Origin of the sequence: Intestinimonas butyriciproducens (assembly GCF_016901775.1) — a bacterium.
In the GTDB taxonomy this organism is placed as follows: Bacteria; Bacillota; Clostridia; order Oscillospirales; family Butyricicoccaceae; genus Pseudobutyricicoccus.
The window spans coordinates 1-23,455 of record NZ_JACJKW010000017.1; the positions used below are offsets into that span (position 1 = coordinate 1).

At 49.4% G+C, this 23,455-nt stretch carries 28 protein-coding genes, 1 tRNA gene and 1 pseudogene; 27 read left to right on the top strand and 3 right to left on the bottom strand.

Going from position 1 to position 23,455, the window contains the following annotated elements; genetic code table 11:
- Window positions 1-502 precede the first annotated feature (502 nt).
- From H6A25_RS09555 to H6A25_RS09565, 3 genes are all read right to left on the bottom strand, one after another.
- Window positions 503-1,423: a restriction endonuclease gene (locus H6A25_RS09555; RefSeq protein WP_204751921.1), complete on the bottom strand. Its 921-nt coding sequence runs from the start codon at window positions 1,421-1,423 to the stop codon at window positions 503-505.
- Window positions 1,424-1,621: 198 nt separating this feature from the next.
- Window positions 1,622-1,710, bottom strand: a tRNA-Ser gene (locus tag H6A25_RS09560).
- Between the two features lie 38 nt (window positions 1,711-1,748).
- Complete coding sequence (locus H6A25_RS09565; protein WP_204751922.1) at window positions 1,749-2,543, bottom strand: protein-ADP-ribose hydrolase; 795 nt, start codon at window positions 2,541-2,543, stop codon at window positions 1,749-1,751.
- A 129-nt stretch (window positions 2,544-2,672) separates the two neighbouring features.
- Here H6A25_RS09565 and H6A25_RS09570 point away from each other — a divergent pair, with 129 nt between their 5' ends.
- From H6A25_RS09570 to H6A25_RS09700, 27 genes and pseudogenes are all read left to right on the top strand, one after another.
- Window positions 2,673-3,038: a cysteine-rich small domain-containing protein gene (locus H6A25_RS09570; RefSeq protein ID WP_243423318.1), complete on the top strand. Its 366-nt coding sequence runs from the start codon at window positions 2,673-2,675 to the stop codon at window positions 3,036-3,038.
- Window positions 3,035-3,586: a DUF2284 domain-containing protein gene (locus H6A25_RS09575; protein ID WP_204751923.1), complete on the top strand. Its 552-nt coding sequence runs from the start codon at window positions 3,035-3,037 to the stop codon at window positions 3,584-3,586. Before H6A25_RS09570 ends, H6A25_RS09575 begins: the two co-directional genes overlap by 4 nt.
- Before the next feature lie 159 nt (window positions 3,587-3,745).
- Window positions 3,746-4,150: a cell division protein SepF gene (locus tag H6A25_RS09580; RefSeq protein ID WP_243423324.1), complete on the top strand. Its 405-nt coding sequence runs from the start codon at window positions 3,746-3,748 to the stop codon at window positions 4,148-4,150.
- Between the two features lie 328 nt (window positions 4,151-4,478).
- Window positions 4,479-5,411, top strand: coding sequence for an RNA polymerase sigma factor (locus H6A25_RS09585; RefSeq protein WP_204751925.1), 933 nt, complete (start codon window positions 4,479-4,481; stop codon window positions 5,409-5,411).
- A gap of 70 nt (window positions 5,412-5,481) precedes the next feature.
- Window positions 5,482-5,682, top strand: a complete 201-nt coding sequence (locus tag H6A25_RS09590) for a helix-turn-helix domain-containing protein (RefSeq protein WP_204751926.1) — start codon at window positions 5,482-5,484, stop codon at window positions 5,680-5,682.
- 148 nt (window positions 5,683-5,830) lie between these two features.
- Window positions 5,831-6,127 (top strand): hypothetical protein, encoded by a 297-nt coding sequence (locus H6A25_RS09595; protein WP_204751927.1) that lies wholly within the window; start codon window positions 5,831-5,833, stop codon window positions 6,125-6,127.
- Window positions 6,128-6,212: 85 nt separating this feature from the next.
- Window positions 6,213-6,437: a helix-turn-helix domain-containing protein gene (locus tag H6A25_RS09600; protein WP_204751928.1), complete on the top strand. Its 225-nt coding sequence runs from the start codon at window positions 6,213-6,215 to the stop codon at window positions 6,435-6,437.
- Entirely contained in the window at window positions 6,430-7,608 is a 1,179-nt protein-coding gene (locus H6A25_RS09605; RefSeq protein WP_204751929.1) for a DNA methyltransferase, read from the top strand. Before H6A25_RS09600 ends, H6A25_RS09605 begins: the two co-directional genes overlap by 8 nt.
- Window positions 7,609-7,611: 3 nt before the next feature.
- Window positions 7,612-8,535, top strand: a complete 924-nt coding sequence (locus tag H6A25_RS09610; RefSeq protein WP_204751930.1) for a Bpu10I family restriction endonuclease — start codon at window positions 7,612-7,614, stop codon at window positions 8,533-8,535.
- A gap of 24 nt (window positions 8,536-8,559) precedes the next feature.
- Window positions 8,560-10,455, top strand: coding sequence for an AAA family ATPase (locus H6A25_RS09615; protein ID WP_204751931.1), 1,896 nt, complete (start codon window positions 8,560-8,562; stop codon window positions 10,453-10,455).
- A gap of 306 nt (window positions 10,456-10,761) precedes the next feature.
- Window positions 10,762-11,070 (top strand): DUF3847 domain-containing protein, encoded by a 309-nt coding sequence (locus H6A25_RS09620; protein ID WP_204751932.1) that lies wholly within the window; start codon window positions 10,762-10,764, stop codon window positions 11,068-11,070.
- Between the two features lie 2 nt (window positions 11,071-11,072).
- Window positions 11,073-12,545 carry a MobQ family relaxase gene (gene mobQ / locus H6A25_RS09625; protein WP_204751966.1) on the top strand — a complete coding sequence of 491 codons (1,473 nt, stop codon included), beginning with the start codon at window positions 11,073-11,075 and terminating at the stop codon, window positions 12,543-12,545.
- Window positions 12,546-12,559: 14 nt separating this feature from the next.
- The gene (locus H6A25_RS09630; protein ID WP_204751933.1) at window positions 12,560-13,174 is read left to right on the top strand and encodes a hypothetical protein; all 615 of its coding nucleotides are present in this window, start codon (window positions 12,560-12,562) and stop codon (window positions 13,172-13,174) included.
- 3 nt (window positions 13,175-13,177) lie between these two features.
- Window positions 13,178-13,570, top strand: a complete 393-nt coding sequence (locus tag H6A25_RS09635; protein ID WP_243423319.1) for a recombinase family protein — start codon at window positions 13,178-13,180, stop codon at window positions 13,568-13,570.
- 136 nt (window positions 13,571-13,706) lie between these two features.
- Window positions 13,707-13,919, top strand: a complete 213-nt coding sequence (locus tag H6A25_RS09640) for a DUF5348 domain-containing protein (RefSeq protein ID WP_044986815.1) — start codon at window positions 13,707-13,709, stop codon at window positions 13,917-13,919.
- Window positions 13,916-14,215: a DUF6050 family protein gene (locus tag H6A25_RS09645; protein WP_087267984.1), complete on the top strand. Its 300-nt coding sequence runs from the start codon at window positions 13,916-13,918 to the stop codon at window positions 14,213-14,215. The genes H6A25_RS09640 and H6A25_RS09645 overlap by 4 nt, the downstream gene beginning before the upstream one ends.
- Before the next feature lie 140 nt (window positions 14,216-14,355).
- Window positions 14,356-14,586, top strand: a complete 231-nt coding sequence (locus H6A25_RS09650) for a hypothetical protein (RefSeq protein ID WP_050006550.1) — start codon at window positions 14,356-14,358, stop codon at window positions 14,584-14,586.
- Between the two features lie 4 nt (window positions 14,587-14,590).
- Window positions 14,591-15,427, top strand: coding sequence for a DUF6017 domain-containing protein (locus H6A25_RS09655; RefSeq protein ID WP_204751934.1), 837 nt, complete (start codon window positions 14,591-14,593; stop codon window positions 15,425-15,427).
- Window positions 15,428-15,543: 116 nt separating this feature from the next.
- A complete protein-coding gene (locus tag H6A25_RS09660) occupies window positions 15,544-16,035 on the top strand; it encodes a PcfB family protein (protein WP_004611945.1) in 492 nt (163 codons plus the stop codon).
- Window positions 16,032-17,804, top strand: a complete 1,773-nt coding sequence (locus H6A25_RS09665; RefSeq protein ID WP_204751935.1) for a VirD4-like conjugal transfer protein, CD1115 family — start codon at window positions 16,032-16,034, stop codon at window positions 17,802-17,804. Before H6A25_RS09660 ends, H6A25_RS09665 begins: the two co-directional genes overlap by 4 nt.
- Window positions 17,805-17,915: 111 nt before the next feature.
- Entirely contained in the window at window positions 17,916-18,128 is a 213-nt protein-coding gene (locus H6A25_RS09670) for a Maff2 family protein (protein WP_004611947.1), read from the top strand.
- Between the two features lie 88 nt (window positions 18,129-18,216).
- Window positions 18,217-18,429, top strand: coding sequence for a Maff2 family protein (locus H6A25_RS09675; RefSeq protein WP_004611947.1), 213 nt, complete (start codon window positions 18,217-18,219; stop codon window positions 18,427-18,429).
- A 37-nt stretch (window positions 18,430-18,466) separates the two neighbouring features.
- Window positions 18,467-19,336 (top strand): VirB6/TrbL-like conjugal transfer protein, CD1112 family, encoded by an 870-nt coding sequence (locus H6A25_RS09680; RefSeq protein ID WP_204751936.1) that lies wholly within the window; start codon window positions 18,467-18,469, stop codon window positions 19,334-19,336.
- A gap of 15 nt (window positions 19,337-19,351) precedes the next feature.
- Window positions 19,352-19,900, top strand: a pseudogene (locus H6A25_RS09685) (MT-A70 family methyltransferase); the annotation flags it as partial.
- Window positions 19,901-19,958: 58 nt separating this feature from the next.
- Complete coding sequence (locus H6A25_RS09690; protein ID WP_204751937.1) at window positions 19,959-20,291, top strand: PrgI family protein; 333 nt, start codon at window positions 19,959-19,961, stop codon at window positions 20,289-20,291.
- 61 nt (window positions 20,292-20,352) lie between these two features.
- Window positions 20,353-22,692, top strand: coding sequence for a VirB4-like conjugal transfer ATPase, CD1110 family (locus tag H6A25_RS09695; protein WP_430651172.1), 2,340 nt, complete (start codon window positions 20,353-20,355; stop codon window positions 22,690-22,692).
- Between the two features lie 119 nt (window positions 22,693-22,811).
- A complete protein-coding gene (locus H6A25_RS09700; protein WP_420865191.1) occupies window positions 22,812-23,333 on the top strand; it encodes a nitrogen fixation protein in 522 nt (173 codons plus the stop codon).
- The last annotated feature ends 122 nt before the right edge of the window (window positions 23,334-23,455 follow it).

Consider the following 23,455-nt stretch of genomic DNA (forward strand, 5'->3'; position numbering starts at 1 on the left):
TCCTTCGCGGCTGGCAGACCGTACCAACGCGACGTGACGCGTGCGCTAGTAATCCAGGGTTTCACCCGTCTGTGCAAAACCCCCGGCTTCGCCGGGGGATATTTATTTGCAATAAAAATTCAGGAAATTTGAGGAAAAGTGACCAAAACCGCCCAAAACCGCCCTTTGCCATTGGGATAGAGAGTGAAAAGAAAAAACCGGCCTCTCGGCCTGAGAGAGGAGGTGAAGATGACAAATGCTCTCGATTTCCCAAATGGAAACCATACGCCATCAATTTGACAGCTTCTGCCGGAAGGCGCTGCGGGAGGAGAGCCGCAATCTCAAGATGCAATATGCACGCAGAGCAGAAAGAGAAGTAGCCCTTTCTCAGCTCTCCGAAAAGCAGCTCCAGGCATTCAGTACAGAAGATCGATATCCGTCCGATGTGATCTGTTTTGAAGTAGGACGGCATTCGTGTGTCTGTCCAGGATGAACGCCTGGCTGATGCGCTTTCCTTCTTGGATCAATCATTGTCGTCGCTAAAAAAATCGCTATCCAATCGTTTGATTTGGTATACCGCCTCCGTGGATACACCAAGGTTATATTCAATCATCAGTTTGGCCAATGATTCGCCATCAACCAGTACGACCTTCGTTGTGTGCTGCTTTTTGGCATACTCACGGGCCTCTTTGGTGAATTGTGCGGTAGTGATAAACAATCCTTTGTTGGCTCCTTGGCCGGCCAGTGCCCCCACAAATTTTTGGAGCTCAGGCCTTCCAATGGAGGTTGTCCGATCCCATCGTTTTGCTTGAATGTAAATCAGACTGAATCCCAATTTGTCTTCCCGAATGATGCCGTCAATTCCTTCGTCTCCGGTCTGGCCAACGACAAGTCCTGCATTCTCAACAGAGCCGCCATACCCCATGTTTTCCAACAACTGAACGACCATCTTTTCGAAAAAAACAGGGGACTGCTTCATGATTTCTGTAAGCAAATCGTCGGCCAGCGCATGATTGATCTTTTGATAGGCAAGATCAAATGTATCCTGTGGGGATTGTCCATCCTGGCTGTCGGTTGCAATATGCTTGGTAGACTTAGGTTCCGCATGCATAAACTGACGAAATGACTCGAATTGCTCTAAAAAGGAGTTGTCGATTACATCGGGATTGGAGTCAAGCACTTGTTTTCCTTGTTGAGTTAGTTGATAAATACCTCGTTGCGGACTGGTAATCAATCCAGCTTTTTTTAAATAAGTTCGGGTCCAGCCGACACGATTATCGAAGATGGCCTGTTGACCACTGGGAAGCCGCTCTTGTCTTTCTGTATCACTGACAGAAAGACGGGCCGCAATGATATCCCGCAGTTCTTTACTTTTATGCTGCTGCATATCAGCCAAGCATTCCAAAAATACACGATACATTTCATCATACTTTGGGATGGCCATTGTTTCACCTGTCTTTCTGTATAGCGGCTCAAAGAGCCCTTTTTCGATGTTGTTCTGTTCGATATTCGCAGATTCTCCAAACTTGTTGCTATTTTTTATGATACACTATGTCGATTATCTCTGCAAGAAAATCCATATTTGCAAAAAGAATGGAGTACCCAACTGGGTACTCCATTCTTGCAGGGCCAGGCCCTTTTCTGGCGCAGCGGGTGGGATTCGAACCCACGTGGGATTGCTCCCAAACTGATTTCGAGTCAGCCCCGTTATGACCACTTCGATACCGCTGCATGGTGCCTTAACAGCATACCGGAAAAATCCCCGTTTGTCAAGGGGCAGAGGGCAGACGGAGCAGGGTGCGGTAGAGTGCGTCATCCCCTTTGGTAAAGGTGTTGAACACCACCTTTTTCGGATAGGGTGAGTCTTTGAGAAAATCCAGCACCGCAGAGACGGCAATGGCGGCGGCCTCCTCCGGCGGAAAGTGGAAGGCGCCGGTGGAGATGCAGCAAAAGGCCAGCGACTCCATCTGCTCCCGCTGGGCGATGTGCAGACAGGACAGATAGCTTTGCCTGAGCGCCTGCCTGTCCTTTTGGGTGAGATTGCCGTGGACGATGGGCCCTACCACATGGATGACCTTTTCACAGGGCAGGTTGAAAGCCGGAGTGAGCACCCCCACGCCGGTGGGCTGGGGATAGCCTTGTTTTTCCATATATTCATGGCAATAGAGCCGCAGCTGCATCCCGGCATAGGTATGGATAGCGTTGTCGATGCAGTGGTGGCCCGGGGCAAAGCAGCCCAGAAGGGCAGAGTTTGCGGCGTTGACAATGGCGGACACCGGCAGGGTGGTGATGTCCCCACGCCAGAGTGCGACCCGGGGAAACAGGGGAGAGGGGAGAAGGGCGGACAAAGAGGCCACGCCCCGCTCCGAAAGCCGCTCCTTCAGATAGGCATCCTGGACCGCCAGCACTTCTTCCGGCACCGGTTTGGGCGGGCGCAGATTCATCAGGGCCCGCAGCAGTTTCCGCTGGTTTTCGGGGGAAAGGGGGATAGCTTTGCCTTCATACCGCTTGTTTTCCCCCAGAAGAAACTGAAGCAAAAATTCCCGCCTTTGCTGCTGATCCATGAAAACCCCTCCTTTTTTTCTGATGGTATCACAATCCGATCCCCTTTGCAAAGGGGGGGATTTTGGTTGACGGGGTTTTCGGGGGGAAGTATAATAGAATAATCAATGAAAAACAGCCGGAGGTGCACCATGGACGAGAAGAACATTCTGGAGGAGATCCCCGATCTGTATGAGGACAATGGAATGTGGAGAGGGAGCCAGTACTCCTTTTTCCGCCACGAAAAATGCGAGTTTTTCCCCTGCCATAAAACCGAGGACAAGGAGAATTTCAACTGCCTGTTCTGCTATTGCCCCCTTTATGCCCTGGGGGACAAATGCGGCGGCAATTTCCAGTATACCTATGGGGGCATCAAGGATTGCAGCCAGTGCATGATCCCTCATAAAAAGGACAACTACGGCTACATCGTGGGCCGCTTCGGAGAGCTGGTCAAGCTGCTGCAAAAGCAGAAGGCCGCAGAAGAAGAGCCCAAGGCCCCGGAAAGCGAAAATAAGTGACCGGCGTCACAGTGGAAAAGCGGGAGGGGGAAATCCCCCTTTCCCGGCTGATGGATTTTTACCACCGGGAAAAATACTGGGGCTTCTGCCGGGCCTGTCCACGGTACGGAGCCTTGTGGTCTTGCCCCCCTTATGAGGAAGGGGCTTTGCCGGATCTGGATCGATTTTCCAAAATCCGGCTTTTTTGTCATGTGCTCCATTTTTCCCCGGAGCTGCGCCGGGAGGTTGCCTCGCCGGAAAAAGCCGGGACTTTCATGGAAAGCTGCGCCGCCCGGTATGGCAAAGCCGCCCACGAGGAAATGCTCCGGCTGGAACAGAGCCATCCGGGCAGCCTGGGGCTGACCCATGGAGGATGCCGTCTGTGCGCCCATTGCGCCCGGCCGGAGGGGAAGCCCTGCCGCCAGCCGGAGAAAATGCGCCTTTCTCTGGAGAGCCTGGGCTTTTCGGTGGTGGACCTGGCCAGGGAAGTGCTGCGCCTGCCCATCTCCTTTTCCCAGGAGGGGCTGCCGGCTTATCAGGTGATGCTCTGGGGCCTGTTTTTGCCCTGAAAGGGAAATCCTGGGCGAAAAAAACGGTGTTTTCCAGGGAAAAGTCGACAAAATATCCTTGTCAAACCAGGGAAAATAAGCTATAATTTCATATAAGGATGAAAAAACAATGGCCAAGCTTTTGGCCGAAGATAAAACGGAGGGTCTGCTGTGGCGCTGATGGATAAGATCCGGTCCTTTATGGGCTATGACGATGAGGATTACGAGGACGAGTACGAATACGAAGTGGAGGAGAACCGGGCTCTGGCGCCCCGGAAGGTGGAGCGTGCCCGGACAGAGGAAATGACCATGCCTGCTCCGGCGGCTGCTTTCCAGATCACATCCATCCGCACCAACCGCTTTGAAGATGCCAGCCTGGTGGTGGACGAGCTGAAGGCCGGCCGCACGGTGGTGCTCAATGTGCAGGCCGCCACTGTGGAAGTCACCCGCCGCATGATCGATTTCATCAGCGGCGCCGCCTATGCCAGAGACGGGCACATCGCCCAGATCGCCACAGGCGCTTATCTGGTGGCTCCTTACAGCGTGGAGCTTACCGATGAAACCCGGGAGCAGCGGTATTTCTAAAAACCAATCTTGAAAAGTCGAAATCCCCCGGAGGTTTAGACGGGTGCTCATAAGAAAGTAATTCCAGAAATTTTGATTATGGCATCTGTCAGACGGGGTTGGCAAACGAGATAACGGGTATTCGGTGAAAAGCCGAGTACCCGTTATTTTTTTGCCTGTGCGTGGAAGCAATAGATTTATTCGCAGGTTTCAAGTATAATGAAGCTATAATCATCCTATCCCATCCATTCTGGAATTTTTCAAAAAATTTGGAAACATTGGAACAATTCAGTCTTTCTCGTGCCATATATAGTAGAGGGCTATTTCAAAACGATTGGAGGTGACGCTTATGGAGAAGCGGAAAAGCCCGAATGGTTTCATTGTAGTGCTGCCCGGTGAGATTATCGAAATACCGCAGGACAGCGACAAATCATGGCTGACCTTGTTTTACAGCTTACCGAGAGAGCTTGCAGAAAAGTGGAAACCCGCCTATGAACTTCCCCGATGCCCCTATGAGGTTTTACGGACGGACAAATACGACCACATCGTATGTGATGATATGTTCAAGCTGCTTGTGTGGGACTGCTACGCATGGAGTGCATGGCAGTTTTTCCAAGTGAAAGACCATAAGGGCAATTATCGTGATATTCCCGGTACATGGACGCAGTACACAGGATATTTCCCTTTGTGGCGTTTATCATACAGCATTATCCCCCACATCCGAATGAAGTTCGAGCAAAACGGGCTGGGCTTCCAAAACCTCTACAACATCCCGCAAGGCATGGAAGTACCGTGGTTGACCTATCAGCAGTTCAGCAATCTGATTGGCAATGTCACCGACATGGTAGTTGAAGAACAGGAATGGCAGCCTGTGATTGATGCGATATGGGAAAACCGCACCGTAGAGGACTATGAAGCCATAAGCAGCACAGTCAAGACTGACTTCATGCGGAAGTGGCATCACAATCGTTCCGGCAAGCCGATCTCTCTGGATGAAATGATGGAGAGTGAGGACGGGGACATTTTCGATGTGGCAGACCCCCGTAGCGATTTTGAAAATTCCGTTATTTCTGAAATGCAGATCGCTACCTTTGCGGAAAGCACTATCACAGAGAAAGATCGGGAGATATTGAAGCTGCGTATGGAGGGCTACACCGAGCAGGAGATCGCAGACAAGGTTGGCTACAAGACCGCAAGCGCAGTCCATAAGCGGATTGCCAAGCTTGCAGACGCTTATGAGGATTTCGTGACAGGGGAATATCAGAAGTATTTGGACAAGTAAACAGATGCAGAAACGGCAGCAGTTACCGAAAAGGTGACTGCTGCTTTTTCATGCAGGAAAGGAGATTTTTATGAGTAGAGAACCGTTTGAAACCATGCCTGATGTGATGGATGCAAAGCAGCTTGCCCAAGCATTGCAGATTTCCAAAGCGGGCGCATACAACCTTTTGAACAGCCCGGATTTTCCAACCTTGCGGATCGGCGGACGCAAGTTGGTGATGAAGCATGAGCTTGTGGAATGGCTGAAAAGCCGCACAAACCGAAAAGAATGAAAACACAGTCAAGAGCCGGAAAAGTGACAAATAAACTGACAGCATCAGTTGGAACATACTCCACATAGTTTGGAGTGTTTCTACCGGAAAATCACACCACTTTTCCAATTCAAGAACTGAGAAAAATTTGCGAAAAACAGGAGGTTTTATGAGAACAGAGCTTACCAAGAGAGAAAAGACAACTGCCATCTATTTTGATGAATACGGGAGCATGATTGAGGTGCAGACTCATAATACCAATCTGAAAAAGCGACTGACGGCATTTGCGGCGAATTACCCGGAGTGCTGCCGCCAAATTGACGATGACGAACAAGGCGGGCTGACCTTTGAGATTGAAAAAGGCAGATTGAGTTTCCGACTGACTGCGCCATACAGTGAGGAACGAAAACAGATGGCAAGTGAATGGGCGAAAAAGAATGGATTCTTACACATTCAAAAGCGCTAATTGCAAACAAAATTCGAATTAATCCGCTATCTGTTGTATTTTTCCTTTTTGCGTGATAAAATATAAGTTGAAAGGGGTGAAATCTATGGCGGTTACTTATAAAAAATTGTTTCATTTAATGATTGATAAAGGAATAACCAATTCCGACCTTATAGAACAAACGGGATGTAGTGCTAATATTATTACAAGACTTAAACGGGATAATTATCTTGCTCTTGACACGATCGAGAGAATATGCAGAACTCTACATTGTGGGGTCGATGATATTTTAGAGTTTATTGATGAACCATTGGAGAGTGCAGATGATTGATACAATGACAATATTTGAAAAAATACCTATAGATAAAACATCTATATCGCAAGGGGAACTGGATATTGATAATAAAACTCGTTCAAATCTTTTCGCATGGAATGGACAATTTTCGCCGCAATTTGTTGAAGCCTTATTGAGCCATTATGCGCAGGATGGCGATGTTGTTATTGACCCTTTTGCCGGATCAGGAACCACATTATGCGAAGCAGCACGAAAAGGCATTTCTGCATATGGCATGGAGTTGAATGCTTCTGCATACTACATGGCTAAGACATATGAATTGGCGAACAAATCTCTTCCTGAGCGAAAAGTATTAATAGATTCTGTTGAACAAATTCTGACATCTATATCAAAAACAGATGAAATTTTACCGACGATTACTCGTGCCATTCAACAGAATAATCCTTCTGCTTTATCAGCATTGTTGAGCACGCTGATAATCCTGATAGATTTGTTTAACAATGAATTGTCAATTTCACTTCTCCATACGAAATGGACGGGACTAAAAAAAACGGTTTTAGAAATTCCTTTCTCTACAGCACAGATTAAAGTTGATATGGGCGATTCTCGTAAACTGGGATGCAATTCAGGGGAAGCAACTTTGTTGATAACATCCCCACCCTATATCAATGTCTTTAATTATCACCAAAAATATCGTCGATCAGTTGAAGCGTTGGGTTATGATGTTTTAGCAATAGCAAAAAATGAGTTTGGCTCCAACAGGAAAAACAGAGGGAATCGTTTGCTTACTGTTATTCAGTACTGCATAGACATGGCGTTATCCATCAAAGAAGCAATGCGTGCCTGCTGTCAAAATGCCCGAATGATTTATGTTGTTGGTAGAGAGTCTAATGTATTGGGCTACTCTTTTTGTAATAGCCGATTAATTTTCGAAATAGCAACAGAGATTTTTCAACTACCTTTTTTGTTGAGGCAAGAACGAGCGTTCAAAAACAGGTTTGGGCAAATGATATATGAAGATATCCTCCATTTTGAAAATGCCCAAACAGAAAAGTTTCTAAGCGAGGAAGATATAGAAGATGCTGCGCGTTCTATTGCCGTAAGGATATTATCCGAGAAAGCGCAAATGTATCCCGACAGCAAGAATATTGAACTGATTTTTGAAGCGATAGAAAGAGCTGAAAATGTAAATAGATCGGAGGGATAAATAATGCCAAGAGGTACTCATGGTGAAAAAATAGTTGCTGCTATGGAGAGTGCCAAACTGCCAAATAGCGACAAATCCAGATTGGAAGTAGCGTTACAAAAATATGATGAATGGATTATTGCATTAGAGGAAGCAGATGCCCCCACAGTTGATGAGCTAATTGAAAAATTAGTGGGGTTACTCAATAAATACAAGTTCTACATCGACATTAATTTGATTTTTGATAGCCCCGAAGATTTCTTATATCGCCAGAAGGGCCAGTTGAAACTTGATAATACAGTTATTGAAGAGTTTCTTCCTATCTTTGTGCGGAAGTGCATAATTAAAGAATTTGGCAAATGTGATGTCGAAGTAGGCTCACAGACGGCAACATTTTCGTCTGCATATTTTGCGTCCAGTTTAAGCTCTCCTACAATCGGCGGAGGACTCAGCATAAAGACAAAAGATCAAGACTTCTCGATGAGCAGAACACTATATTTGAGATCCTCTTACACGCCAACATTTGATGCAGAAAAAACTGTAACAGTCACAACACATTTAGGATATGTGATGGCAGAATTAAAGACAAATCTTGATAAGACTATGTATCAAGAAGCCTCTGCTACAGCCCACGATGTAAAGTTGGCGGTAACAGGAGCAAAATATTATTTGCTTTGCGATTTCCTTGATATGACACCAATTAGCACAGCGACAACCGATATTGATGAAATTCTGATTGTGAGAAAGGCAAAAAGAATTAGCTCCAATGTTCGGAAGGAGTTCAGCACATTCGCAGGAAGGCAAGCACACAGGGCTTGGTACATAGATTATCTGACAAACAACCCATATTCAGCAGATATCTTTAGGCGATTTGTTGAACATATTTTCTCACAAATGAAGAACGAGGATTTAATTGAGGAAAGCGTTCTTGATTTGGGGTATTTTTAATAAATCAATGCGAAAGGAGTATGTATGTTACTTAAGAAAGTCACCATCCATAAATACAAGAGCTTCCTGACAGAGCAGACTTATGAGGTGGAAAGCCAGATTACACGGATCGTTGGCAAAAACGAATCTGGAAAAACGGCGCTGCTCGAAGCTCTGGCAAAATCGAATTATTTCGAGGATAATGCAGACTTCCAATTCGATAAGGACTTAGATTATCCTCGCAGCGAGTTGACAAAAGTACGCACTGAAAATCCCAGAGTGTTAACTTGCGAGTATGAATTATCTGACGAAGATGTAAAAAGTGTGGAGGATGTTTTTGCGGAGGGCATTATTTCTAAGCAGCGCTTTTCAGTGACATCTTACTACGATAACACAAGGACAACAACGGGAGTTTCAACTGATTTTGGAGTTTTCAAAGATTGGCTGATTTCAGCTTTTGGCGTGGGAGAACAAGGCAAAGAACTTATTCATGCTGCAACCGATTATCCTTCCTTAGTGAGCGTTGTTTCCGAAAACAACTCCCTGCCGGGCATGAACGAGATTAAAGCCGAACTGGAAAAAATTAAGAAGGGAGCAAACGGATGGACGAATCCGCTGGAAGGGTACATCTATAAGACCTATATTTCTCCTGCGATTCCTAAACTGTGGTATTTTAGCGATTACTTCAGCTTGCCTTGCAGAATCAATTTAAGTGACTTCGCCGCAGGAAAACCGACAGGAAGCTTGTCTTCTGAGGAATACAAAATCGCAAAGGCACTGTTTGAATTAAGTGGCTTGCAGATTTCTGATATTCAATCCGAGAGTAATTTTGAAGCGTTCAAGGCGCAGTTGGAAGCAACCTCTAATTCCATCACGGATGAAATGTTTGAGTACTGGACAACAAATCGGAATCTTGAAATTCGCTTTGAAATCGAGCATGCTGCAAACAATGTTCGCTATCTCAATATCAGAATTTATAACTCCAAGCACAGGGTAACGCTGCCGCTGAAAAATCGCAGTAAAGGTTTTCTTTGGTTTTTCTCTTTCCTTGTCTGGTTTAGCAAAATTCAAGGCGACAAGAACAGTAAATACATTTTATTATTGGACGAGCCCGGACTTAGTCTTCATGCCTCTGCACAAAATGATTTGTTGCGATTTATTGACGAAAAGCTTGCACCCGAATATCAAGTCATATACACAACACACTCGCCCTTTATGATTGATTCTCTAAGACTCAATGAAGTGCGAACTGTCTATGATACACAGAATCCTAAAATCGGTAGCGTTGTGTCGGATGCTGTTGAAGAAAAAGACTCCGATACGCTGTTTCCGTTACAGGCAGCGTTAGGTTACACGATTGCCCAAAACCTATATGTTTCACCGCAAAATCTTTTGGTAGAGGGTATTTCCGATTTGGTTTATCTTAACCATTTCTCGACTATTTTGAAAGATATGGGGAAACAGGGGCTGTCCGATGATGTCACGATTGTCCCGGTGGGCGGTGCAGATAAGATTGCAACTTTCATTTCGCTCATGCGAGGCAACGAGCTATCCACAGTATGTTTGCTCGATACCTTTACGGATCAAGGGGCAGAAGTTCGATTGAAACGAATGGTAGAGCAGAAAATTATTGCTGACAAAAAGATTCTGTATTACCATTCCGTGATAGAACAGACCTTTGCTGACATTGAGGACTTGCTTAGCAAGGAAGAATATCTTGCGCTGTATAACGGTGCTTTCGGTACATCTGTGCAGATTTCCGATCTCGATGCAAATAAGCCGATAATGTCGCAGCTGAAACGGCTTAATGGTAACAAGTCTTTCAATCACTATTCTCCCGCAAATTATATGGCGAAAAATATTGGCACACTTTCCTTCTCAGAAGAAACGATTGGGCGGTTTGAAAAGCTGTTTTCGATGGTCAATAGTAAATTCGATTAGGCCGACCTATAACTCCCTTTGGAACAAAGGGCGCACTTCTATACAGGGTAAACCCTGTATGCGTGCGCTCTGCGAGGCAAACAGCCCGGACGATGGAAGTCCGGGCTGTTTTGCGTCACTGCGTTCCGTACAAGGGGCTGCACCCCTTGCGCCGCTTATGCGGCTATCCCTGCCCGTTTTGGATGGGAAACAATCTGTTTGCACAGACAGTTTCCCATCCAAAGCCTAAAACTCAACACGCAAATTTTACCGCTTGTCCGAAAGACAGGCGGTATTTTTTATCTGCAAATAAAGGGGGAATCTACGATGCCAACAACCGAAAAACTGAAACAGGAGATCGCAGACGCAGAAAAGAAGCTGGCGCAGGAGCGCAGCAGGCTCCAGCGGCTGGAAAACCGCAAATCCTATTATGAGAAGGGAGACCGGCAGAAACGAACGCACCGCCTCATTACCAAAGGGGCCGCCGTGGAGAGCATCGCACCGCTGGCAAAGGCTTTGAGCGAAACGGAGTTCTATGCTTTTACGGAAAAGGTTTTCGCTTTGCCGGAAGTCAGGGCTTTGTTGATGGAAGCGGTCAATGCACACAATGAGGCAAGCCAGAAAGGAAAGGGATAAGTATCGCACTATTTCACTTCCATGTTACCCAAATCAAACGCAGCGCAGGTCAATCCGCTGTTGCGTCCGCTGCTTACCGATCCGGCGAAAAGCTGCACAGCGAGTATTACGGAGAGGACAGCGACTACACCCGGAAAGGCGGTGTCCTCTGTTCTGAAATCCTGCTGCCGCCCCACGCCCCGCCTTCCTTAGCAGACCGGCAGACTTTGTGGAACGAGGTGGAAAAGGCAGAACGGGGCAGGAAAGCCCAGCTTGCATACAGTTTTGACATTGCTTTGCAGAACGAGTTTTCCATGCAGGAGAACATCGTCCTTGCAAGGCAATTTTTATTGGAGCAGTTTGTGAGCCGGGGCATGGTGGTGGATTTCTCCGTTCATACCCCCGACAAGGGAGACGGCGGCATTGCCAACCCGCATTTTCATGTCATGTGTCCTATCCGTCCCCTGCTGCCGGATGGGAAATGGGGCAACAAGCAGCGGCGGGAATATCTCTTGGATGAAAACGGGGAGCGCATACGGGATGAAGCAGGAAACTATGTGTTCAACGCTGTCCCCACCACGGATTGGGGCAAGCCGGAAACGCTGGAACATTGGCGGGAGCAGTGGGCGGCAATGTGCAATGCTCGATTTGCCGAGAAAAGGCTGGAATGCCGTATCGACCACCGCAGCTACGAGCGTCAGGGCGTGGAGCAGCTGCCTACTGTCCATGAGGGGCCGGCGATCCGCCAGATGGAGGCCAGAGGTATTCGTACTGATAAGGGTGATTTCAACCGCTGGGTCAAGGCAACCAATGCGTTGATTGGCAAACTGAAAAAGAGAATTGTGGCGCTGCTTAACTGGCTGAAAGAAGCACATGAGGAGTTGAACAAATCGCAAGCCCCCAATCTGGCGCAGCTGCTCAGCGAGTATTACACCAACCGCAGCACAGGGGCATGGAGCCGGAAAGCGAAAATCGGAAATCTCAAAGAATTCAATGAGATTTGTAATTATCTCATGCAGAACAATTTGACAACGCCGGAACAGTTGCAGGAGCGTGTATCTGCGTTGAGTGACCGCATTGACACTTTGAAAAGTACCTTGTCTGGCAAATCTGACCGCAGGAAGGAGTTAGATGAGCTTCTCCGCATGGTACAGTTTTACGCTGACGGAAAACCTGTTGCTGACAAGCTGGCAGCCATCAAGTGGAAAGGTAGGCGTGAGCAATTCATGTCTGAAAATGAAAATGCACTCCGCCTGTATCACATGGCAGAGCGCAAATTAAAGCCGCATTTTAAGGATGGAAAATTGCCGGTCACTGCATGGCGCAAGGAGCATGACCGTCTGGAACAGGAATACAAGACGGGGCAAGCGGAACTTTCGCCCATTTATGCGGAGGTGAAAAAACTTTGGCAGATCAAATACAAGGTAGAACAGGTTGTTCGTGCGCAGGAAAATCACGAGCAGAACCGCAGGAAACAGCATCAGATCGACCATTAAGGAGGACTTCAAAAATGGAACTCAACTGGAAAGAGGACAATAACCTCATAAGGAAACTTGCCAAAATACTTCTCGGAGATACGCTGCCCAATGGTGAGCCTGTAAGTTCACTCATATTGCTTGATGATACTTCACGGGCCGAATTGCAGCGGTGGGCAAATATGAGTGATGCAGAATTTGCAGCCGCACAACTCAGCGGTGATTCCATCCGCATTGATGTGGAGGATGTCATCAAACAACTGGAAGAAAAATATGCCCTTGATCCACAACTGCTCGATGATTTGTTTTCTGGTATTGATGCAGATGATTTGGATATTTGGGAAGAAATCAGTCAATGGGAAGATTCTGACCATGACGAACCAACGGAATATTTTTTCTTCAATCCTGACCCCTATTTCAAACCCGAACCGCTGCCGCCTGACCGCCCCAAACACAATTTCTGGTTTGACGAGACTGGGCATATCCGTGTGAAAAATCCATCTGCATTCTGGCTGCCGGAGTTCACTTTACAGCGTGAGATCGGCGGCACAATTTACACCATTATGGGCAGCTATGACGGGACAGAAACGCTGGACAGAAAGATGGAGCGCATTTTGACTGAAAAGTTTACAGAAAAGACGGAGGGATAATGAATGACAAATACCGGGAATCTTGGTACAATAGAAGCAACCAATCCTGTACTGACAGTTGCCCCTTTGAAGGAGGATACAGAAATGTTACGGGCAACTGATAAAATCACCGCACTCTATTGCCGCCTCTCCCAAGAGGATGCCAACGAGGGCGACAGTAATTCCATCACCAACCAAAAGGACATCCTGCTCCGATACGCAAAAGAGCACCGTTTCCCGAATCCAACATTTTTTGTGGATGACGGATACAGCGGCACAAACTATGACCGCCCCGGATTTCAGCAGATGCTGTCAGAAATCGAGGCAGGAAAAGTGGCTGTTGTGCTGTCGAAAGATTGTTGTGCGATAATGGGACTAAATCAGAAAGACCTTGAAAATCAAGGGATTCTGGCTTAGTCCCTTCTTTTTTGACCTGAAAGAGGAACAATCGCACTACAATCGGCGCACCGGATCAAAACCGGCTTGCGGTGGCTATGGAGGTACACTGCATAAGCCCTTTCCGTTGCGCTGCCCACAACGAAAGGAGTCCATCATGAAACAGGGAACTTTGGTTTATGACCACGCAACGGATCGGTACGACATTCGCTTTGACCTTGACTGCTACTACGGCGGTCTGCACTGCGGGGAATGCTTCGATGTCATGGTCGGGGGCAAGTGGAAACCCACCCGGATCGAGATGGCTGCGGACTGGTATCTCGTCGGCATCCGCACGGACGATTTGCAGGGATTGAGGGTGAGGATGTGAAGACTTTCCTCAAGGAAGTGCTGCTTCCTCTGCTGATTGCCCTTTGTCTTGCCGCATTCTTCAAGCCGGTCTATATGGCGGACGGCGTATGTGACTACTTCCTGATGTGGCTCTGTGTCGGCTTCCCATTCGGCATCCGCAGGATGTGTCTCTGGCTCGTCCCCTTCGGTTACGGCATATCCGGCACAGTAGGAATCTTCGCACTCAACATCATTATCGGTGGTCTTATCGGAGGACTCGCCCTGATTGTTGGGCTGCTGCTCGGCATCATCCATACCATCCGAGAAATCATCTGAATATCTGAAAAGCTAAGAGGGTTTGTTTCATTCTCCAATTCGGAGCATGAAGCAAACCCTCTTTTTTTGTTGCCCGAAAGCTGGAACAATCTGCCCCTTGCAGATGACGGCGGTGCGGCGAGGAAAGGAGAGAAAACAAAATGAGCTACATGACAGCCGGTAAGCTGCAAGCCTTTGAAGCCCTCATGAAGGAGGTACCCGGCCACAACCACTATGACAGCGGATGCGACGGGATCTGCCCGGAATGCCGGTCGTGCTGCTTCCATCGTCCCTACTGGAAATATCAAACCTGTGTCTTCGAGGAATGTCCCTATTCCCCGGTGAAGCTGTCAACGCTGCGCTGTCAGCCGGTGATGGCAAGGGAGGGATAACCGCATGGCAGTCTATCGCGTCAACAAAAACCGTGGCTACACGGTCATGGCAAATTACCATCTCAGGGATAAAACCCTGTCCCTCAAGGCCGTGGGGCTACTCTCCAAAATGCTGTCCTTCAACGATGGCTGGCAGTTCTCAACGAAAGGTCTTTCGGCGATCTGCAAGGAAGGCCCCGATGCTGTTCTGGCAGCTCTCAGGGAGCTTGAGGACGCAGGGTATCTCGTCCGTCATCAGTCACGGGATGAAAAAGGCCGGATGAGCAGCATGGTTTTCGAGATATACGAGAAGCCGCAGATGGGTTTGCCGGACACGGAAAAACCGCATACGGAAAAGCCGGACACGGATAATCCGTTCACGGGAAAACCGTGTACGGAAAATCCCGCACAATTAAATACTAATCAAGTAATTACCAACGAAAGAAATAACTCTCTGAGAAACTATCAATCTATCAATCTTGATGGGATGGACAGGATGGATGAACGGGAGCAATACAGGGAATTGATCCGGGATAACCTTGAGATCGACATCCGCTCTCAGGATAGGCACTATGACCTTGACCGGGTAAATGAAATTGTCGAGATCATGCTGGATGCTGTTTGCTCCACAAGACCCACCATCCGTATCAACGGAGAAGATATGCCGCAGCCGGTGGTTAAGTCACGCTTCCTCAAGCTGGACAGCGGCCACATCGACTATGTGCTCCAAGCGATGAACGATTGCCCTTCCGACATTCGGAACATCCGGGCATATCTGCTTACGGCGTTGTATAACGCTTCACTGACCATAGACAACTACTATTCAGCCCGCGTGAACTACGATTTTCACGGAAAAGGCTGATGCGTAAGCATTCTCAATCAACTTAAAGGAGGTGAGATGAAAACATGATCCACATTTTACACGGTGTCCCGCCTTAGTGACAGGATTGCCCCGCAAATCTCAGAAAGGAGGTCCCCATGCAGGATGAAGTAAATACTAAAGTCGTTGCGATTGCCATTAAGGGCGGCAGGATCACTGCGGAAGTGCTGAAAAAGGCGCTCGCCAAATTCATTGAGGAAATTGAAAAGGCCGAAAAGCAAGCCTCTCAGCCCAAGACCTACCGGGGCAAGCAGTCCATCAAGCACCTTGTCGAGCAGAACGCCGCAATCAGCAACATCGAAGTGACCGACGGAAACATCAAGTCTTTCGAGCGTACAGCGAACAAGTACGGGATCGACTACGCGCTCAAGAAAGACACCTCTGAGCAGCCGCCGCGCTATCTCGTCTTCTTCAAAGGCCGGGATGTGGATGTGATGACTCAGGCGTTCAAGGAGTTTTCCGCCAAGACGGTCAAGCAGAAAGAAAAGCAATCCCTCAAGCAGAAGCTCTCCCGCAGCAGGGAGCAGTCTAAAGCCCAGCACAAGGAGAAGGTCAAGGTTAAGACGAAGGATCGGGGCGTTGAGCTATGAAAAAGAAACGCGACATCAAAAAGCTCGTCCTTCTCAATCTCCCGTATGTGTTCGCCTTCTACTTTGTGGATAAGCTGGCGGCGGTCTTCCGACTGGCTCCCGGTACGGAGTTTATTGACAAGCTCACCGGCGGCTTTGCCAATTTCGGCGCAGCGTTTGCCAATCCGCTCCCCAGCTTCCACCCGGTAGACCTTCTCATTGGTGTGGCAGGAGGCGCATTGCTCAAGCTGGCCGTCTACATCAAAGGCAAAAACCGCAAGAAATTCCGCCAAGGGGAGGAATACGGGTCAGCCCGTTGGGGGCGACCGGAAGACATCCGGCCTTACATGGATGACGACTTCTCCAACAATGTCATCCTCACCCAGACCGAGGGGCTGACGATGAACAGCCGACCGAAGCAGCCGAAGTACGCGAGGAATAAGAACATCCTTGTGATCGGCGGTTCCGGCTCCGGCAAGACCCGCTTCTTTGTGAAGCCCAACCTCATGCAGATGCACAGCTCCTATGTGGTTACTGATCCCAAGGGCACAGTATTGGTCGAATGCGGAAAGATGCTTGAGAAAAACGGGTATGTCATCAAGTCGCTGAATACGATCAACTTCCGTAAATCCATGCACTACAACCCGTTCGCTTACATCAGGTCAGAGAAGGACATCCTCAAACTGGTCAATACGATCATCGTCAACACGAAGGGAGATGGCGATAAGTCCGGGGAGGATTTCTGGGTCAAGGCAGAAAAGCTCTACTATACCGCACTCATCGGCTATATCTGGTACGAAGCGCCGGAACACGAGAAAAACTTCACTACCTTGCTCGAATTGATCAACGCATCGGAGGCCAGAGAGGATGACGAGACTTTCAAAAATCCCGTTGACCTCATGTTCGATGAGCTGGAAGAGCGTGACCCTGACCACTTCGCGGTCAAGCAATACCGTAAATATAAGTTAGCCGCTGGCAAAACAGCCAAGTCGATCCTGATTAGCTGCGGCGCACGGCTTGCCCCGTTTGACATCGCGGAGCTGCGGGAGCTGATGAGTTACGACGAGATGGAGCTGGATTGCATCGGCGACCGCAAGACGGCGCTGTTTGTCATTATCTCTGATACCGACGATACCTTCAACTTTGTCGTTGCGATTATGTACTCCCAGCTTTTTAACTTGCTCTGCGATAAGGCGGATGATGTCTACAATGGGCGGCTTCCCGTTCATGTCCGCTGCCTGCTCGACGAGTTTGCGAACATCGGTCAAATCCCGAAATTCGACAAACTGATTGCTACGATCCGAAGCCGGGAAATCTCAGCATCCATCATCTTGCAGTCCCAGAGCCAGCTCAAGACCATCTACAAGGACGCGGCGGACACGATTGTCGGCAACTGCGACTGTACGCTCTTCCTCGGCGGCAAGGAAAAATCCACTTTGAAGGAACTCAGTGAAATCCTCGGAAAGGAGACAATCGACCTATATAACACATCAGAAACCCGTTCGACCAACAACTCATACGGCCTGAACTATCAGAAGACCGGCAAGCAACTCATGTCGGAGGACGAAATTGCTGTCATGGACGGCGGCAAATGTATTTTGCAGCTTAGAGGCGTGAGACCTTTTCTCAGTGACAAGTACGATATTACGAAGCATCCAAAATACAAAATGCTGTCCGACTACGATAAGCGCAACGCCTTTGACATCGAGAAATACCGTTCTCACAAGCTGGTAGTCAAGCCCACCCAAACCTTCGACCTCTATGACATGGGAGAGGTTGAAGCCGATTAAAGCCCCGTCATGCACTGCGCATGGGCAATGCCCAAAGCAGAACAATGATGGGGCTTCTATTTTTTTACCCATTTTCAATAATTCACACTCAAAAATCAAGGAGGTCACTCTATGGAATTTATCAATCAGGCGGTTACGGTCCTTCAGACGCTCGTTGTTGCCCTCGGTGCCGGTCTGGCTGTGTGGGGTGTGGTCAACCTCATGGAGGGGTACGGCAATGACAATCCCGGTGCCAAGTCCCAGGGCATCAAGCAGTTGATGGCCGGTGGCGGCGTGGTACTCATCGGCACGACCCTCATCCCCCTGCTGTCCGGTTTGTTCTGATAACCGGTTCGCGTATCCACATGGGAGAGCGCGAAATGCCGCGCTCTCCCTTCATTTTTAACCAATTTCCAACACAAGGAGGTCATTTATGGAATTTATCAATCAGGCAGTTACCGTTTTGCAGACCCTCGTTGTCGCCCTTGGCGCTGGCCTTGCCGTGTGGGGCGTGGTCAACCTCATGGAGGGGTACGGCAATGACAATCCCGGTGCCAAGAGCCAAGGAATCAAGCAGTTGATGGCCGGTGGTGGTGTGGTACTCATCGGCACGACCCTTATCCCGCTCCTGTCTGGCCTGTTCTGATCCGGCAACCCCAGCATAACCGAAAGGTGGTGAAATATTGGGATTTATCCTTGAAAAAATCGAAGGAGCCATAAAAGAGCTTCTGATCGGCTGGATTGAAAGTAACATGACCAATATGTTCACCGATGTCAACGACAAGGTAGGGACGATAGCTGCTGAGGTAGGCAAAACGCCCTCTTCATGGGATAGCAGCATATACCAGATGATCCGGGGACTATCCGAAAATGTGATAGTCCCCATCGCTGGTATCATCATCACCTTTGTCCTGTGTTACGAGCTGATCTCCATGATCACCGAGAAAAACAACTTGCATGACATGGACACATGGATGTTCTTCAAGTGGTTCTTCAAGGCGGCTGTGGCGATCTACCTCGTTACCAATACCTTTGACATTGTGATGGCGGTCTTCGACATCGGTCAGAATGTCGTAGCCGGTGCAGCCGGTGTCATAAGCGGCGACACGAACATCGACATCGAATCCACTCTTGAACAAATGCGCGCCAGCATGGAAACGATGGGCATTGGCGAACTGCTCGGCTTGTCCATAGAGACGCTGCTGATCAGCCTGTGCCTCAAGATCATGTCCATTCTCATCACGGTCATTCTCTATGGCCGTATGATTGAGATTTATTGCACCGTGAGCATCGCGCCCATTCCCATTGCGACGATGAGCAACCGCGAATGGGGCAGCATCGGCACGAACTACCTCAAGGGCTTGTTTGCGCTGGCATTCCAAGGCTTTCTCATCATGGTGTGCGTCGGCATCTATGCCGTGCTCATCAACAACATGATCATCGCAGCCAATATCCACTCGGCGCTATTCTCGGTGGCAGCTTATACGGTCATTCTTTGCTTCTCCCTGTTCAAGACAGGTTCGCTTGCAAAGTCACTATTCAATGCCCACTGAGAAAGGAGGGTCAGCTTGAAGAAATACTCCGTGATCTACGCCGACCCTCCGTGGCGGTACAAGGTCTACTCAAAGAAGGGGCTTGGCCGCTCAGCGGAAAGCCATTACCCGACCATGAGCCTTGAAGACATCAAGGCTCTGCCTATTGGAGAGCTTGCAGCAAAAGACTGTGCGCTCTTCATGTGGATTACCTTCCCCTGTATGCAGGAGGCGTTCCAAGTCCTTGAAGCATGGGGATTTGAATACAAAACGACGGCTTTTGTCTGGATCAAGCAGAACCGGGTGTCCGACAGTCTCTTTTGGGGCATGGGGTACTGGACACGGGCGAATGCTGAACTCTGCATCCTCGCAACGAAAGGCCATCCCAAACGGGCAAGCCCCGGTGTGCATCAGGTCATCATGAGCCACATCGAAGAGCACTCCAAGAAACCGGAGGAAGCCCGCAACCGCATCGTCCAGCTCATGGGCGATGTCCCGCGCATCGAACTTTTCGCCCGCCAGTCCCCCGAAGGCTGGGATGTATGGGGCAATGAGGTCGAATGCAGCATCACGCTTGGAAAGGAGGTTCCCAATGGCGTTTGTACCGGTCCCGAAGGACCTGAATCGTGTCAAGACGAAGGTCATGTTCAACCTGACAAAGCGGCAGCTCATCTGCTTTGCGCTGGCTGCGGCAGCGGGTGTTCCGATCTTCTTCCTGACTAAGCCCAGCCTCGGCATCTCCACTTCGGCAATGCTGATGGTGGTCATCATGCTCCCGTTTATCTTCTTCGCTCTCTATGAGAAGGACGGGCAACCGGCTGAAAAAATCCTCGGTCATGTGATCAAGTCCATGTTTCTGAGGGATAAAGTGCGGCCATACCGCACGAACAACCTATACGCTGCGATCCAGCAGAAAATCAAAGAGAAGGAGGAATTGCAGATTGCACAGCAGCACGAAAAAGGCCGCAGAGCCTAAGCGGCTTACCAAAAACGGCAAGGTGTACGGCGATCTTCTCTCCGCCGAGGAAAAGAAGAAGCTGGTCTTGCAGAAGAAAAAGGACAAGAAGGCAAAGAAAGTCCGCAAATCGGCGCAGCAGACCATCCCCTATGTGGAGATGTGCCGCGACGGCATCTGCAAGGTCAACAGCCGTCTTTATACAAAGACTATCCGTTTCAACGACATCAACTATCAGCTCGCCCAGAACGAGGACAAGACGGCCATCTTCGAGAACTGGTGCGACTTCCTGAACTACTTTGACAGCTCGATTTTTGTCCAGTTCTCTTTCATCAACCAGAGGACGAGCATCAGCGAGTTCAAGAAGCAGATCAACATCCCGGAGCAGGCTGACGAGTTCAACGACATCCGCAGCGAGTATTCCGAGATGCTGCAAAACCAGCTCACGAAGGGCAACAACGGCCTCATCAAGCGCAAGTACATTACCTTCGGCATTGAGGCCGACTCCCTGCGCATGGCGAAGGCTAAGCTGGATCGGATTGAGACGGACATCCTCAACAATTTCAAAACCCTCGGTGTGAAGACCGAGCCGCTGTCCGGCTACGAACGGCTGAAAGTGCTCCATGATGTGTTCAACATGGACTCGAACGAGCCGTTCCGCTTCTCCTTTGACATGGTAGCCCGGACGGGACTCAGCAGCAAAGATTTCATCGCGCCCACTTCCTTCGACTTCCGTGAAGGCAAGTGCTTCAAGATGGGCAAGGCCATCGGCGCAGTGAGCTTCCTGCAAATCCTCGCGCCGGAACTCAATGACCGGATGCTGGCTGACTTCCTCGACATGGACAGCAACATCACGGTCAATCTTCATATCCGCACGATTGATCAGGCGAAAGCCATCAAGAGCATCAAGATGAAGATTACTGACCTCGACAAGATGAAAATTGAAGAGCAGAAGAAGGCCGTGAGAAGCGGATATGACATGGAAATCATCCCGTCCGACCTTGCCACCTACGGCGGTGAGGCCAAGCGCCTGTTGCAGGACCTTCAGACGCGCAACGAGAGAATGTTCCTTGTGACTATCCTCATCATGAATACCGCGCCTACTCGGCAAAAGCTTGAGAACGCCATCTTCCAGACGGCTTCCATTGCCCAGAAATACAACTGTGCGCTCAAGCGGCTGGACTTCCAGCAGGAAGAAGGGCTGATGTCCTCTCTTCCGATTGGCCTGAATCAGATCGAGATTGAGCGCGGGCTGACCACCTCTTCGACGGCGGTGTTCGTCCCGTTCACGACGCAGGAGCTTTTTCAGGGCGGCGAGGCGCTGTATTACGGGCTGAATGCGCTCTCCAACAACATGATCATGGTTGACCGCAAGCAGCTCAAAAACCCGAACGGTCTGATCCTCGGCACCCCCGGCTCCGGCAAGAGCTTTTCGGCGAAGCGGGAAATGACCAACGCCTTCCTCATCACAGAAGATGACATCATCGTCTGCGATCCCGAGGCGGAGTATTATCCCCTTGTGCAGAAGCTCGGCGGTCAGGTCATCCGCATCTCGCCGGTAAGCACCGACTACATCAACCCGCTGGACATCAATGTGAACTACTCGGAAGAGGAAAACCCGCTGACTTTGAAGTCTGACTTCATCCTCTCCATGTGTGAGCTGATTGTGGGCGGCAAGGATGGGCTGCAACCGGTGGAAAAGACCATCATCGACCGCAGTGTCCGCAAGGTGTATCAGGACTACCTTGCCGATCCGGTTTCTGAGAAAATGCCCATCCTCGAAGACCTCTACAACATCCTGCGCAGCCAGAGCGAGCCGGAAGCACAGCGGATTGCCACTGCCCTTGAAATCTATGTGCATGGCTCGCTGAATGTCTTCAATCACCGGACGAATGTGGATGTGAATAATCGCTTCGTCTGCTATGACATCAAGCAGCTCGGAAAGCAGCTCAAAAAGCTGGGGATGCTCATTGTGCAGGATCAGGTCTGGAACCGTGTGACCATCAACCGCGCCCAGCACAAGGCGACGCGCTACTACATGGACGAGTTCCACCTTCTGCTCAAGGAAGAACAGACAGCCGCCTATTCCGTCGAAATCTGGAAGCGGTTCAGAAAATGGGGCGGGATTCCGACCGGGATCACCCAGAATGTCAAGGATTTGCTGGCTTCCCGTGAGATTGAGAACATCTTTGAGAACTCCGACTTCGTTTACCTTCTGAACCAGGCATCCGGCGACCGGCAGATCCTCTCGAAAGCGCTGAACATCTCGCCCAGTCAGCAGAACTACATCACCAATTCCAACGCCGGTGAAGGCTTGATCTTCTACGGCTCGACCATCGTCCCCTTCAAGGATGACTTCCCGAAGGACACGATGCTCTATCGTTACATGACTACCAAACCCGAAGAAACCTTGCAGAATTAAGGAGGACTACCTTTATGAAAAAGAATATGAATGAGAACTTTGAGATCACCGTTGACGAGATGACCGAGATTTTCGGCGATACGCCGGTTGAGATGAGCTTCCGCGAGGTCAAGGAAGGCATGGACAGCTTCTTCGGCCTGATGGGGCTGACCGTGGAGCTGGTCAACCTGATCCGCAAGGAGGACGAGCTGAAAAAGCACCACCGCGCTTACCTCCATGTCCGCGAGGAAATCGCCGAGTGCGCCAATGAGGCGACGGAGGTCATCGGCGGTATTCTCGACTCCATTCAGGAGAAAGAACACATCTACCGTGTGTCCGGCTCTCCTTCCGCTTTTGATATGGATGAGGAAGACGAGTATGAGGATGATTTCGTCACCATCCCCAAGGAGAAGTACGACAGCATGATTGAGGATCTGCTGACGATGGCCGAGCTGATCGACATGGTATCGGATATGCGCACCAAGGATGTCCGCGCCATTCAGGAGTTTGGCAAGTTCATCCCGGCCTATGCCGCCTATGAGCGCAATCGTCTTTCCCTGTACCGCGAAGCGGCGAAGGAGGCCGAGTCCATCATCGACCGCTGGGAGGATGAGCTGGACGATGACGAGGACTACGAGCCGGACGAGTATTTCTCCGACTGATTGCGCATCAAGTCTCGCAGAAAGGAGGGAGTCCCCATACAGCTTGATCACATTTACACCGGCGATTGTCTCGAAGTCCTCAAAACGCTGCCCGATGAAAGCGTCCATTGCTGCATCACCTC